Here is a 14,186-nt window from a genome sequence, read left to right as displayed (position 1 = left end):
AGATTGGATGACTTAAGTCAATGTTACCTCTTACACCTATTTTTGGTGATAGATTAATGGTTTGCTGATTTGATAATTTTAAATAAATCTGAAGGATGATTAAGCGATCGCACCTAAAAAACCGTCCACAACTTACCATTGCGTGCCTTTATCTAAAAATTGACTTGCTGCTTCAATATCTAAAGGTTTAGAGAAAAAATATCCTTGTCCTTGTTCACATTCTAACGCCCGTAATTGCTCTAACTGGTTAACTGTTTCCACTCCTTCAGCAGTTACATCCATCCGCATAGTATGAGCTAGGGTAATTATTGATTGGACAATCTTCCAATTGTTACCATCAATACTCATACGACTGACAAAAGAGCGATCAACTTTTAATGTATCTATAGGAAAGCGGTGCAGATAACTTAAAGAAGAATATCCTGTGCCAAAGTCATCAATGCTTAACTGCACTCCCAAATTTTTTAGCTGTTCAAGCATCGCTGTAGCAGATTCAGCATTTTCCATAATGACGCTTTCTGTGATTTCTAATTTAAGCTGATCTGCTGATAAGTTTGTATTTTGCAGAATTTGCTTTATTTGTGCTACTAAATCGGGTTGTGAGAACTGTTTACCGGAAATATTGACACTAATTGTTAACCCTGGATATGTAAGATTCCAAATTTGAAGTTGGCGACAGGCTTCTTGCAAAACCCAGGCTCCCAAGGGCATGATTAAGTTAGTTTCTTCAGCGACTGGGATGAAGTCACTTGGAGAAACCATGCCACGCTGGGGATGCCATAAGCGTACCAGTGCCTCAAATCCAGTAATTTTACCTGTGGAAAGGGAAATAATTGGTTGGTAATGAAGCAACAGTTTGGAACTTTGTTCTTTTGTGGCATCTATAGGTGGTTTGAGGTTAAAATTAGCAGCTTTGATCTGCGCTGCGTTATCAATTTGCTCTTTTAAGCGAGAATTTACAGCTAACAAATCGACACTTTGCTCAACTGCCTGCCGTAAGTCATTTTCTAACTGCAATCTAGCAACAGCGCTAGTGTGCATAATACTGTTAAAAACTACGTAGCGTGCTTTACCTAAGTTTTTGGCTTGGTACATGGCAATATCAGCATTACGCAGCAAATCTCCGGCCCAATCGTAGGTTATGCCTGATGTGGGATCTTGACTGAGGACGATGCCCATACTTGCAGAAATAAATATTGTCTGAGTGTCTAAATTTATTGGTTTTCCTAGTTCTTTTTGTAAATGTTCTACTAAGTTAGTAACTTCTTGAAGATCTGTAATTTCATCAAATAAAATTACAAATTCGTCACCTCCTAGTCTGGCAACTGTATCTCCTGGTCGTTGAGGTGCTTGTAATCTTCTAGCAATTTCAATTAATAATTGATCGCCTACTATGTGACCAAGGCTATCATTGACAACTTTGAATCGGTCTAAATCTAAAAATAGTACTGCAAATTGATAATCTTTGTGCCGTCGCTGACGTGCGATCGCTTGTCCTAAACGATCCATTAATAAGGCTCGGTTTGGTAAGCTAGTCAGGGCATCATGCACAGCATCATAACTTAACTGTTCCTCAGCAATTTTGCGGTCTGTAATATCAAGCTGAGATCCAGACATTCGATAAGCTTGTCCGTTGGCATCCCAAATTGCTAACCCGCGACAAAGCATCCAGCGATACCTGCCGTCTTGATGGAGAATGCGATATTCTTTTTCAAAGTGAGAAATTAAGCCTTCTAAATGAGAATTTAAAGCTGTTCTGACTGGTTCAATATCTTCTGGATGGATGCGATCGAGCCACTCATCTAAGCGATCGCCAATTTCGTGGTCTTGATAACCTAAAATTGCTTTCCAACGAGGGGAAAAATATACTTGATCTGCTTTGAGATTCCAATCCCATAGCCCTTCTTTGCTACCATTAACTGCTAGTGCATAGCGTTCTTCACTTTCTTTAAGTGCTTCTTCTGCTTGTTTGCGCTCAATTGCAGTTGCTACTACATTAGCAACGCTTTGCAAAAAGTACACATCATCTTTAGTAAATTGCCTTTGTTTCGTTGTGTGACAACCTAAAACCCCAAACGGCTGTACTTGACCGTGAATAATTACAGTTACTCCAGAAATTACATGATGGTTGCGTAACATTTGTGAGATAGAAAAGCGGGTTTCAACCCGCAAATCTTCAACTATTACTGGTTCACCTTGTAATAGGGTATAACCAGCTTGAGAACGTTCCTGATCGCCAACAACTGCATAACCAACTATATTTGGTTGCCAGCCAAATCCTGCACGTACTGATAAAGTATTCTCTTCTGGGATTAGTTCTAAAATTTGGCAATATTCAACTTCTAATATGCGGGCAACAAGAGTCACCGCTACATTTAGGAAGGTGTCTAAATCCTTACCTCCCAAGGCTTGTTGACCTAATTGGGCTACTACGGCTGTGGCACGGGTGCGGGCTTTTACTTCTTGATCGACAAGTCTGCTTGCTGTAATATCGCGCTCTATCCATAGCCAGTGTGTAAATTTACCGCTAGAGTCTGCTAGAGGTAATATATTTACTTCGACCCAAAATTCTGAATTATCTTTGCGGTAGTGAATTAGTTCAGTTTTTATTGGTTCCCAAGATTGTAGGGAGATGCGGATTTGTTCTAAAGTAGAGCGATCGCTATTCACTCCATTTAATATTTCTGGTGTTTTACCGATTATCTCTACTAAATCAAAACCTGTAAGCCTAGTAAAAGCGTGATTTGCATAAACAATTTTTAGCTTTTCTGGAGTTAAACCTGCACCTATTGGTTCAGTAATGATAAGGGGGACGTTAGTGTTAACCACCGCAGACTCTAGTAGCCTTAAACGTTCCTCTGTTTGCTTAATTTCGGTAATATTAGTAAATGTTGCTAAAACTGCATCAGCTTTGGCTACACCAGATAAAAATAAAGGTTGAACGTTAACTTTATACCAATTAAGACTATCATCAGGTTTGTAAACACCAAGCAACTGGTTTTTACATGGCTTACCAGTATGTAGCGTGACGTTAATTGGGTGTAAATCTTCTGTTAATGGTGAGCCATCAGCACGTACCTCACGCCAGCGAGGATCTATACAGATATCCCCTAGAATGGGCGCAGCAGAGATGCCCAGGTTAATTTCAGCAATAGCATTGCTCGCTTTAATGTTGCCATCAATATCTTGTAAAATAACTGCATCTTCAATTGTGGCGATCGCGCAGTTCAACGATTCTTCGGCTATTTTTTGCTCGGTAATATCACTTCCAACAGCATAAATAAATCCACCTTCGCTCAAAGCATTCCACAATAACCATTTATAAGAGCCATCTTTGCTCAGATAGCGGTTCTCAAAAGAAATGTTTTTATAGCTATTGGTTAATTGCTCTAGTTGCAGTAACGTAGATTGGCGGTTATCTAAATGTACAAATTCTAGATATGGTTTAGCGATTAATTCCTCATTCGTATAACCCAGCAACTTTTCCCAGCTTGAGTTAAGCATTTGGAAGTACCCATCTTGCGTTAATACACAAAACAAATCCTGGGAAAGTGTGCAAAAATAAGCGATAGCTTCGTGTACTTGTTGATCGTTAGGCAAAGTACGCTCTTCATTTTGCTGTTGTGGATTGAGATTGCTCGCTGATTTTCCAGAGAAGTTTGGCTTAAACATTCATAATGATGCTGATGCAGCGCAATGGAAGAGGTAAAGAATTTTTTTATTAAGATTTATTTAGATGAATGTCACATAAGGGCTTACGTCTAGTTTAAATATACCTTAATGGGCTTGACCTTTTTCCTTTGTAGTGTACTTATTCTATCAAAAGGTAAGGTAGATATGTATCTATCATTTTTACCCTCTTTTTGATGATCTTAATAATTACTTAATCCTTCTCAACGATTTTGAGAAGGATTAAGTAATTATTTCTAGATTCTTCACCGCGTAACTGCAACTGCATCAGCTTGAAGGTTTTAGTTCTCTTAAAGCAGATTCCGCTTTTTGAACACCTTCGCTTTGCCCTTGGCTACGGTAAAGATCGCGGGCTTTTTCTAGTGCGGCGATCGCTTCAGATTGGCGATTCTCCTTTTTTAAGGCGGATGCTAGTTTGTAATAGGCTTGTGGGTTTTGGGGAGTGATTTCAATCAAGCGCTTATAGCTAAGAGTTGCCTGCTTATAATCCCCCTTAAGCATGAAAGTCTCTGCTAGGGCTGTTTGAACATCGGCTGAGTTGGGTTGTAAGGTAGTTGCCTGTTTGAAAGCATCTATTGCACCATCAAGATTTTTTCTTGCTTGCATCGCTTTGCCAAGTTCCAAGAAAATCTTGGGGTTTTTAGGTTCTAACTGCGCCGCGCGTTGAAAAAGAGCGATTGCGGCGTTGATGTTACCTTGGCGAAACCAAGCAGTTCCGAGTTTGAAGTTGATACTGCTGCTATTTGGGTTAAGTTGAAGTGCTTGTTGGAGAGTTTGAAGGGCTTGCCCATGAATTTGTTGATCTAAGTAGATAGCGCCTAGTAGTTCGTAAGCTTGGGCATTTTTCTCATCAAGTGCGATCGCACTGTTATAGGCATTTATTGCAACGTCATTATTTTTCATGCGGCGCATTACTGCACCTAAGCCTAAGTAAGCCTGAGCATTTTTAGGATTTAATTCAATGCTACGGCGATAAGCTGTTGCTGCACCAGAATTATCTCCTAGATTAGCGAGGCTATAGGCTAAGGCATAATGGAAATCAGCATTGTTGGGTTCAAGTGCGATCGCGCCTTTATAAGCAGCTATCGACTCTGCAAAACTGCCTTTTAAGGTATGTAAATAACCAATCGCAGAAAAAATGCGGGGGTTATCCTTGTCTAGTTTGGCTGCTTGTTGATAAATATCAAGTGCGCCTGCAATATCTCCTGCCTTAACTCGCTTACTTCCCTCCCATAGGAGGTTATTTAGCTTAAGGTTAGTTGGTTGCTTGCTTGATAGGGGAGGCTGATTAGCAGATGTGACTGACGGCATCGTTGCCGCTATCCCTGCCCATAAGGACAAGCTAGTAACTAGAAAGAGTGTTTGCTTTTGCACAGTCAATTTTTCAACTAAATTACAGTTTTTTGGTTCCAGCCTTAGTTAAACTAAAGCGTTAGGAACTTATACCCCCTCCAGGTAGGCTATTTTTTACTGCAACTACCCAGAAGATGAATAATTCTAAAAAATTGTAAACGATAGTTGCTACTTGTAACAACAAATAAGATTTAAGAGGGAATTTGCTCCTAACAAGAATTCATTACTCAGATTTCAGGTGCTTGCTAAAGAAGTCAAGCGCATAGCCAATTTCTAACACTTGATTGCTACGCTTACCAGTGCCATGTCCTTCATCTGGAAAAATTACCAGTTGCGAAGGGACTTTTTTGTTTTCTAATAACGTTTGAATTTGTAACGCTTCGCCAACAGGAACACGCGGATCGTTTGCACCTTGAATAATTAGCAATGGAGATTTGATGCGATCAATATAAGTTATAGGCGAAAGTGCTATCAGTGCTTCGCGATCGCGTTCTGGATCGCCGTATTCTGTAATCCGTAAAATCCGACGATAAGGAGCAGTATTATTAAGAAAAGTGAGTATGTTGCTAATTCCGACAACTGACACACCAGCGTCATAGCTACCTGCAAATTTGCTCATTCCTATTAGTGCAGAATAACCGCCGTAGCTACCGCCCATAATGCCGATTTTAGGTACTTTGCCGTTAACTTGCCAATTTTTGCGAATGTAGAGGGCTGCATCTTCAATATCAGTAATAACTTTAGTGCGATCGCTGGCATTATCAGCATTAAGCCAACTTTTGCCATAGCCATTACTACCGCGCACATTAGGTTCAACGAATATAAATCCCGATTGTACAAATAGTTGTGCAAAGCGATTAAAACCAGGGATGCTTTGCCCTTCTGGCCCACCATGAAAGTTAACCACAACAGGACAAGGGATAGCTTTTGCTTGCTGACATTGAGGTGGGCGATAAACAAACGTCGGAATGGGTGTACCGTCACGGGCGGGATATGATTCTAATTTAGCTACGACAAATTGACGAGTATCAATTTCAGGAGCGCTAGGTAGTACCCATTGTGTTAGTTTATTGGTCTGCCAGTCATAAACATAGCTAAGACGAGGTGCTGTGCTTGTTTCTACCCCTAAACTTGTGTAACGCCCATTGCGGGTAGTTATACCTGCAATAACGTGGTCAGCATTCGCAAACTCAGGCAGGGTTATTTCTTGAAATGTCCGCGTATCAATTGCTTTCAGACGCGAGTAACCACCATCATTAATGGAATAAAGGATACGCAAGCGTTGATAATCAATATCAAAATTAGATACATCTGCCTTAATTTCAGGTGTAATAGGTGTGAATTTGCTATTTTTGTAGCGATATAGTCGGCGAAATTCTCCAAATTTAGGTGTTAAGACTAAGTATTCATCAGGACTAGCACTGTATTGGATAGTATATTCTTCCTGTTCGTTTTGTCCCAAAATTGGTTTGAGCTTTTGCGTTTTTTTATCAAATTCATAGTATTCACTAAAAATATTCCCTGTTGCTTTGCTAAATAAGAATTTTTGGCGATCGCCCCAAATATCTGCAATTGACCAAATTCCTTTTTCTGCAAAGATCAAGATCTTTTTCTTAGTTTGAAGATCGTAGCGGTAGATGGCGAATGAGTCTGGTGCAATGTCATTAGCACTAAAATAAATTGTGCGCGAGTCATCACTAATGTATTGCAATGAAGTTCTGACTTTAGGTTTGTGTTGAATTACTTCTAGCTGACCGCCATCTGTTGGTTGCAAATACAAGCCTGGATTTTCTTCACCTTGCCGATCGCGTGAAAGCAACAGATATTTGCCATCAGGTGTCATACTTGCAATTCTTGTCGCGTCCTGTCCACCCGTCATCTGTACAGGGAACTGTTGCGCCCCATCAAGTCGCCAAACTTGGACTGTTCCTGTAATACTCCATGTAAAAAACATCCGCTTGCCATCAGGTGTAACTATTCCCAGTCCAGGCGATCGCACATCAAGCATTTGCTCAATGTTTTGTGTCACGCTAGGAGCAAGCGGTTTTGGGGCATAACGTTGGAGGACGGTTGGATCTACGCTATTTTTACCCAAGCCCGAATATTGGGCAACAACGGGGTAAGGGATAAGGGTAGAACTTGACAGAAGCAACGCCAATGAAAGTAAGTATTTATTCATAGAAAAAATCTGACTATTAATAAGTTATATAAGTAAGCGATCGCCCACTTAAAGAAATATACACTACAGGCGATCGCTGTTAAAGATTAATGCGATCGCTACAATCAAAACAACTTTCCTCTAACCTCAGAGGTCAGCAGAGTACAGCAACTCAGCGATACCACAGCAGCTATCATCTACCCTGATAGCGATAGTCAACCAATAGCAGATAATACTAAACAATTTCGTTGTATTTTAACAATCAAATGAAATTTATAACTATTGTTTATTAATAACCCTGATGTATTTAATCGCAGTAATATTTTTACTATCTTAGGCAGAGCGACGTTAACAAGAAAGGCGAAGGGCAGAAAGATTGGTGCGCCTTTGCCATTTCTTTTAATGGCTCGTTATTACTTGCGTCTATATGAAGATTAATGCGATCGCTTTCCGACAATTCCAGTTACTTATATCGGTCTTAAATATTGAGACAGTCCATTAAGTATAGGTCTAAGGATATACATACTTTTATTAAAAAAAGTATATATTTGTTAACAGATTTGTAGGCTGTGTGAAATTAATATATCCCCACAGCATATTTCAATATCAAGGTGAATTCTTAATACACATCAGCTTATGCTTGAATGTGTTCTTTCAATTCAATTTCTTAAACAATTAAAGTAACATTTCTTTTTAGAGGATTTGATAATGACATTTACCATAGATTCCGCTCGTTCGATTTTTCCTAACACTCAAGTTGCTGATGCGATTCCAGCTACAGTCGAAGCATTCAATCAACTTAGTGCTGAGGATCAGTTAGCTTTACTTTGGTTTGCCTATACAGAAATGGGAACTACAATCACTCCCGCAGCTATGTCGGCAGCTAACATGATTTTCGCAGAAAACACCCTGAATGAAATCAAGCAGATGCCTGCTTTAGATCAATCACAGGTGATGTGCGATTTGGTTAACCAAGCTGACAGTCCCCTTTGCCGTACCTATTCGTCTTTCGGCATGAATGTCAAGTTAGGTTTCTGGTATCAGTTAAGCGAGTGGATGAAAGAGGGAATTGTTGCTCCCATTCCAGAAGGCTATAAACTGTCAGAAGACGGATCAGATGTTCTTGAAGCTATTCGTCAGCTTGAAGGAGGACAGCAACTCAGCGTATTACGGGATATTGTCGTCAACATGGGATATGTCCCAACAGGCGGTACTAAAAAAGTTAAAGAACCTGTTGTTCCACCTAAAGATCTCGCATCCAGAAGTAAGAGCAGTATTGAAGGCATCGACAACCCGACAGTCTTAAGCTACATGGATAATATGAACGCTTTTGATTTCCAGGCGGCTGTGGCTTTATTTGCCGAAGATGGTGCTTTGAAACCTCCTTTTGAGGAACCGATTGTGGGTAAGGAGAACATCCTCGCGTATATGAACGAACAATGCTATGGACTTAAACTTACGCCACAGCAGGGAGTTTCTGAGTCAGCAGCAGGAGAGTTTACCCAGGTTAAAGTGACGGGTAGAGTGCAAAGTCCCTGGTTTGGCGACAATGTTGGCTTAAACCTAGCATGGCGGTTCTTGCTCAATCCTCAAGGCGAGATTTTCTTGGTAGCAATTGATGTGTTGGCATCTCCCAAGGAACTGATGAATTTGGGTTTGGTTCGATAGAGCGATTAAATAATTCTGTCAGGCTGAAGCCTGCGGCTATTGTATTATAAGTCTGCCTACGCAGGCTTATTTATTTTGTTCGATTTCGTATAGATATATGGTAATGCGATCGCACTAACCTAATAATCTCTCAATCTCCTTTAGTACATCAGCTAACATCGGTGCATTTGAAAATAAAATATTATCTTCTCTGCCTTCATGTTTATGATGGGGGTAATTAGGTAAATTTAGCTTTTTGTGATGCTCTGCGTTGTCATAGCGGAAAATGATATTATTAGCATCATCCATATATTGATATGAGTAAGTTTCCCGTTCTATAGTATTTTCAACATCTACAAACTCACGCAAGTAAAGAACAGAATTATCTGTAAACCTTACTGCTGCACGAATAAAACCTTCGTATTCCCCTCTTTTTTGAGCTTCCCAGTCATACGAGCTTTTGATTGGGCAATAATGAATTATGTCAAGTAGTTGCTGAAAATACTCTTCAATTAACAAACTCAATTCCTCTTAATTTGTCGGCTTTTTGTTTGAGGCGTTTCAGCATTCGGTATTCCCCAATCCACTCGTCAAACTCCATGTCGAGTCTATGTTGCAATTCGTCATTTTCAAAGCGGCGCAGAAACTCTTCTGTAGATAACTGATACTTAGTCTCAAATTCCTTCAGGCGTTCTTGTGTGCGGTGGATACCATCTTCAAGCGAGCGCAATTTCTGCGTAACTACTTCCTCAATCAAATTTCTTAGTGACTCTGGATGTTCACAGATAATTTTTAACTCACCCATATCACCCTCTCAATTAAATGTTTACTGGGTGGTATTACCCACCCACTTATATTAAGCACTAAAGTATTTTGCAACTGGGTGATAAGTAATAATCGCAGTTGTCGATTGTTCGGGATACAATTGTTCGCTTTCATCCATGTGCAGATTAATGCGGTTTGCCCCCAACAAATCTAACTGCTTATACTGATCTTGCATATTCGGACAAGCAGGATAACCAAAACTATAACGAGAACCGCGATAACGTTGCGCTAACATATCCCGAATATTATCTGGTTCCTCACTACCAAATCCTAACTCTTGGCGAATACGTGCATGAGTCCACTCAGCCAAAGCTTCCGCCGTTTGTACTGCTAACCCATGAAAGTAGAGATAATCTGTATATTGGTTGTTTGCAAACAACTTTTGACCAAACTCCGTAGCAATATCCCCAACAGTTACAGCTTGCATCGGGAACACATCAACTTTTCCTGATTCCACTGGTGCAAAGAAATCTGCAATGCACAAACGTCGTAAGGATTTTTGGCGTGGAAAATCAAATTGAGCTAACTTTTCTAAGTTGTTCGCATCTTTTCCGTTGATGTTTTCTGGGTTATAAACGTGCAGAGAGTTACCTTCAGCATTACATGGAAAATATCCATAAACAACCTGCGGATGCAACAAGTTTTCTGCAATAATTCGCTGCTTCCACTGTTCTAAAATTGGATAAACTTTCTCTGCTAAGAATTGATCGTATTCTTCCCGTGATTGTTCTTTAGGTTTGCGGAATTGCCACTGTCCAGCAATTAAAGCTTGCAAATCTAAATAAGTAAAAATTTCCTCTAATGAAATATCTTCTGGCGTGAATATTTTAGTACCCCAGAAAGGCGGTGTTGGGCGTTCAATATCAACATCCACAGCTTCAGAACGTCGCGTATCAATTATGGCTGGTTCTGCTGGTTTACTTTCTGCTTTTTCAACTGCTTCTTGTTTATGACCATTAGTTGATGCCTGAGAAGTTTCGTCTACTTCATCTAGGAATCCTTTAAGATCATCCCATTTTTCTGCTGCTTTCGCTGGCATTAATTTATCCATGAAATGCAAGTCAGAAAAAGCATCTTTCCCGTAGACTACCTTACCTTTATAAGTTTTCTGGCAATCTTCATTGACAAATTTGGGAGTAAGTGCAGCACCACCTAAAATTACTGGTACTGTAATCCCTCGCTCGTTGAATACTTCTAAGTTATCCTTCATAAAGGCGGTGGATTTTACCAGTAATCCACTCATAGCAATACAATCAGCTTTATGCTGTTCGTAGGCATCTAGAATATTATCAACTGGCTGTTTAATACCAAGGTTAATTACCCGATATCCATTATTAGAAAGAATGATATCTACAAGGTTTTTACCAATGTCGTGAACATCACCTTTTACTGTTGCAATGATTACAGTACCTTTAGCATTATTACCAGCATCTTTCTTTTCCATGAATGGCTCTAGATAAGCCACTGCGGATTTCATGGTTTCGGCTGATTGCAATACAAATGGCAGTTGCATTTGTCCTGAACCAAACAACTCACCGACAACTTTCATGCCATTAAGCAAGAAAGTGTTGATAATTTCTAGAGGTGGATATTTTTCTAAAGCTTTTGCCAGTTGTTCCTCTAAACCAATGCGTTCGCCGTCGATAATATGACGGGTGAGACGTTCTTCTACTGGTAAGTTTACATCACCAGTGCGATCGCGTTTTGTTGTTTTTCCTTGAAATAAATCAGTTAGTTGCCCTAGCGGATCATAAACGCAAATGTCACCATCAAACTCACGCTCATCAAAAATTAACTTACGGCAAACTTCCTGATGCTCTGGCTCAATCTTAGCTAAAGGTAAAATCTTATTGGGGCTAACAATAGCGGCATCCATTCCTGCTTCCATTGCTAAATTCAAGAACATAGAATTTAGCACTTGACGCGCAGCCGGATTTAAACCAAAAGAAACGTTAGAAACGCCTAAAATAACATGACATTTAGGTAATTCTTGACGTATTCTACGGATAGCATCAATTGTTGCTTTACCATTTGCCCTGTCTTCTTCAATACCAGTAGAAATCGGTAAGGCTAAGGGGTCAAAAAAGATTTCGTGGGCGGGGATACCATATTCTACAGCAGCACGATAGGCGCGTTGTGCGATCGCAAATTTCCTATCCGCCGTCCGCGCCATCCCATCTTCATCAATCGTACCAACAACAATACCCGCGCCATATTTCTTGGCTATTTCCAAAACCTTATAAAAACGCGGTTCCCCATCTTCATAGTTAGTGGAGTTTAGTAAACACTTACCACCAGCAACCTTTAACCCCGCCTCCATCTTTTCCCATTCTGTGGAGTCAAGCATTAAAGGTAAAGTAACATTTGTCACCAAGCGCGAGACTAATTCGCGCATATCTCGCACACCATCGCGCCCCACATAATCAACGTTAACGTCGAGGATGTGCGCCCCTTCCCGTACTTGTTCCCGCGCTAAAGATACTAACCCATCCCAATCTTCAGCATTTAGTAAGTCGCGGCACTTTTTAGAACCACTAGCATTTAATCTTTCACCAACAATTAAGAAAGAATTATCTTGCTCATAGGGTTGGGCGCTATAAATAGAAGCTGCTGCTGGAGTATATTGTAATGCTGGACGAGCTTCCCCTGCTCCCCCATTCCTCTTACCCCCCTCCCCGTCAACGGGGAGGGGTTGGGGGTGGGGTTCCCCTGCACCTCTAACGGGACGTTCTTTCGGCTTCAAACTCTTAGAAATTTCTGCTAATTGTTCAATATGTCCAGGGCGAGTACCGCAACAACCGCCAATTATCTGTACACCTAAATCTTCCACAAAGTGCATTAGCGCCATGCGTAATTCCATCGGCGTTAACCGATAATGCGCTTGTCCGCCTACGTTTTCTGGTAAACCAGCATTAGGAATACAGGAAACGACAAAAGGTGAATTTGCACTTAGATATTTTATGTGTTCAGCCATCCGGTCGGGACCAGTGGCACAATTTAAACCTAAAATATCAATTTGATAAGGCTCTAAAATTGATACAACCGCACTAATATCAGAACCGACTAGCATTGTGCCAGTAGCTTCCATCGTTACCGATACCATGATGGGGATGCGCTCACCCTTTTTCGCAAAGACTTCCTCTAAACCGTTTAATGCTGCTTTAATTTGCAGCACATCCTGACAAGTTTCCACAAGAAATAAATCCACCCCGCCGTCATACAGCGCATCTGCTTGTTCAGCAACATTAGCTGCCATCGTGTCAAAATCAATATGCCCCAATGTTGGTAACTTGGTAGTTGGACCTATGGAACCTGCAACAAATCGGGGTTTTTCTGGGGTGGAAAACTCAGCCGCTACCCGTTTTGCTAATTCTGCGGCTGCTTTATTTAAGTAATAAGTTTGGTCTTGGAGATTATATTCAGCTAGTACTATCGAAGTAGCGCCAAACGTATCAGTTTCAATCACATCTGCACCAACCGCCAAGAAGTCGCGATGTACTTTAGCTACAGCTTCTGGGTTGGTGTGTATTAGATATTCATTACATCCCTCATATTCTGCCCCGCCAAAGTCAGCAGCCGTAAGGTTTTGGGTTTGTAAGTTAGTCCCCATTGCGCCATCAAAGACGATAACAGGGTGTTCTGGACTGTGGAGGCGTTGCAGGAAGAGGCTATTCATAGGGAAATGTAGGATAGAGACAGATTAAATACAGAGATCTCAAATTTTTAACTTTATCTATTTTATTGTGCCAACTTATCGCTTTTGGGAGAAGTCGAAATTATGAATTTGCAAACAATGGCAGCATCTCCTCCCCCCTTATCACAAGTTACACCAAACAGTACATTTGTTTTACAAAAGGTTAGTTGGTCAACTTTTAAGGCTTTGATAACAGATGTGGGAGATAACCGTGCTTGGAGATTTGTTTATGACAAAGGAGTGTTAGAACTTAGAATGCCACTTACAGAACATGAAGAACCTAAAGGACTCATAGAGAGTTTTATTGAAGCTATAGCCGATGAGTTAGAAATTGAAGTCCGCAAACTTGGTGCTTTAACTCTGGAAAGAGAAGACTTGAGCCGTGCTATTGAGCCAGATAGTTGCTTTTATATTCAAAATGAAGCTTTAGTTAGAGGAAAAAGTATTTCCTTACCGGAAGACCCACCGCTTGATTTAGCTATTGAATCGGATTATACCAATTCTTCGGTCAAGAAGTTTGATATTTATGCTGCGTTGGGAGTTCCTGAACTGTGGCGATATAGTCAGCAGACTTTGCAAGTATATCAACTGATGGAGGGGAAGTATCAGGAGTGCGATCGCTCTCTAGCTTTTCCTATTTTACCACTAGCAGAGATTCCAGGTTTGATTGAACAAAGCAATACAGTAGGACAAAGAACGGCTGTGCGCTTATTTAGACAACGTATTAGAGAAATATTATCCAGTTCTGCTACAGGTTGAGGAACATTAGTTGCGATCGCACCTTCTGCTTGAGTCAGCTTACCATATTTGTTGTGGTCT

General features: G+C 40.6%; 8 protein-coding genes. 2 read left to right on the top strand and 6 right to left on the bottom strand.

All coding sequences use genetic code 11. The annotated features are described in order from the left end of the window. Nucleotides 1–132: 132 nt before the first annotated feature. From CRI9333_RS24535 to CRI9333_RS00220, 3 genes are all read right to left on the bottom strand, one after another. On the bottom strand, nucleotides 133–3,672 hold the full coding sequence (locus CRI9333_RS24535; RefSeq protein WP_015201195.1) for an EAL domain-containing protein: 3,540 nt from the start codon (nucleotides 3,670–3,672) through the stop codon (nucleotides 133–135). 285 nt (nucleotides 3,673–3,957) lie between these two features. Beyond that, nucleotides 3,958–5,064 (bottom strand): tetratricopeptide repeat protein, encoded by a 1,107-nt coding sequence (locus CRI9333_RS00225; RefSeq protein ID WP_157462213.1) that lies wholly within the window; start codon nucleotides 5,062–5,064, stop codon nucleotides 3,958–3,960. 202 nt (nucleotides 5,065–5,266) lie between these two features. After that, entirely contained in the window at nucleotides 5,267–7,222 is a 1,956-nt protein-coding gene (locus CRI9333_RS00220; protein WP_015201193.1) for a S9 family peptidase, read from the bottom strand. Between the two features lie 687 nt (nucleotides 7,223–7,909). Here CRI9333_RS00220 and CRI9333_RS00215 point away from each other — a divergent pair. Further along, on the top strand, nucleotides 7,910–8,869 hold the full coding sequence (locus CRI9333_RS00215) for an orange carotenoid protein N-terminal domain-containing protein (RefSeq protein WP_015201192.1): 960 nt from the start codon (nucleotides 7,910–7,912) through the stop codon (nucleotides 8,867–8,869). A gap of 114 nt (nucleotides 8,870–8,983) precedes the next feature. Here CRI9333_RS00215 and CRI9333_RS00210 read toward each other — a convergent pair whose 3' ends face one another. The 3 genes from CRI9333_RS00210 to metH are packed head-to-tail and all read right to left on the bottom strand — an operon-like array spanning nucleotide 8,984 to nucleotide 13,349. After that, nucleotides 8,984–9,367, bottom strand: coding sequence for a toxin-antitoxin system TumE family protein (locus CRI9333_RS00210; RefSeq protein WP_015201191.1), 384 nt, complete (start codon nucleotides 9,365–9,367; stop codon nucleotides 8,984–8,986). Continuing rightward, nucleotides 9,357–9,653 carry a hypothetical protein gene (locus CRI9333_RS00205; RefSeq protein ID WP_015201190.1) on the bottom strand — a complete coding sequence of 99 codons (297 nt, stop codon included), beginning with the start codon at nucleotides 9,651–9,653 and terminating at the stop codon, nucleotides 9,357–9,359. Before CRI9333_RS00205 ends, CRI9333_RS00210 begins: the two co-directional genes overlap by 11 nt. A 51-nt stretch (nucleotides 9,654–9,704) precedes the next feature. Next, complete coding sequence (metH, locus tag CRI9333_RS00200; protein WP_015201189.1) at nucleotides 9,705–13,349, bottom strand: methionine synthase; 3,645 nt, start codon at nucleotides 13,347–13,349, stop codon at nucleotides 9,705–9,707. 102 nt (nucleotides 13,350–13,451) lie between these two features. Between metH and CRI9333_RS00195 the strand changes: the two genes are divergently transcribed. Beyond that, nucleotides 13,452–14,126 carry a Uma2 family endonuclease gene (locus CRI9333_RS00195; protein WP_015201188.1) on the top strand — a complete coding sequence of 225 codons (675 nt, stop codon included), beginning with the start codon at nucleotides 13,452–13,454 and terminating at the stop codon, nucleotides 14,124–14,126. The last annotated feature ends 60 nt before the right edge of the window (nucleotides 14,127–14,186 follow it).

The organism is Crinalium epipsammum PCC 9333 (genome assembly GCF_000317495.1).
GTDB classification, from domain to species: domain Bacteria; phylum Cyanobacteriota; class Cyanobacteriia; order Cyanobacteriales; family PCC-9333; genus Crinalium; species Crinalium epipsammum.
Note: the sequence above shows the minus strand (reverse complement) of the source record. Positions and strands in the feature narration are given on the sequence as shown.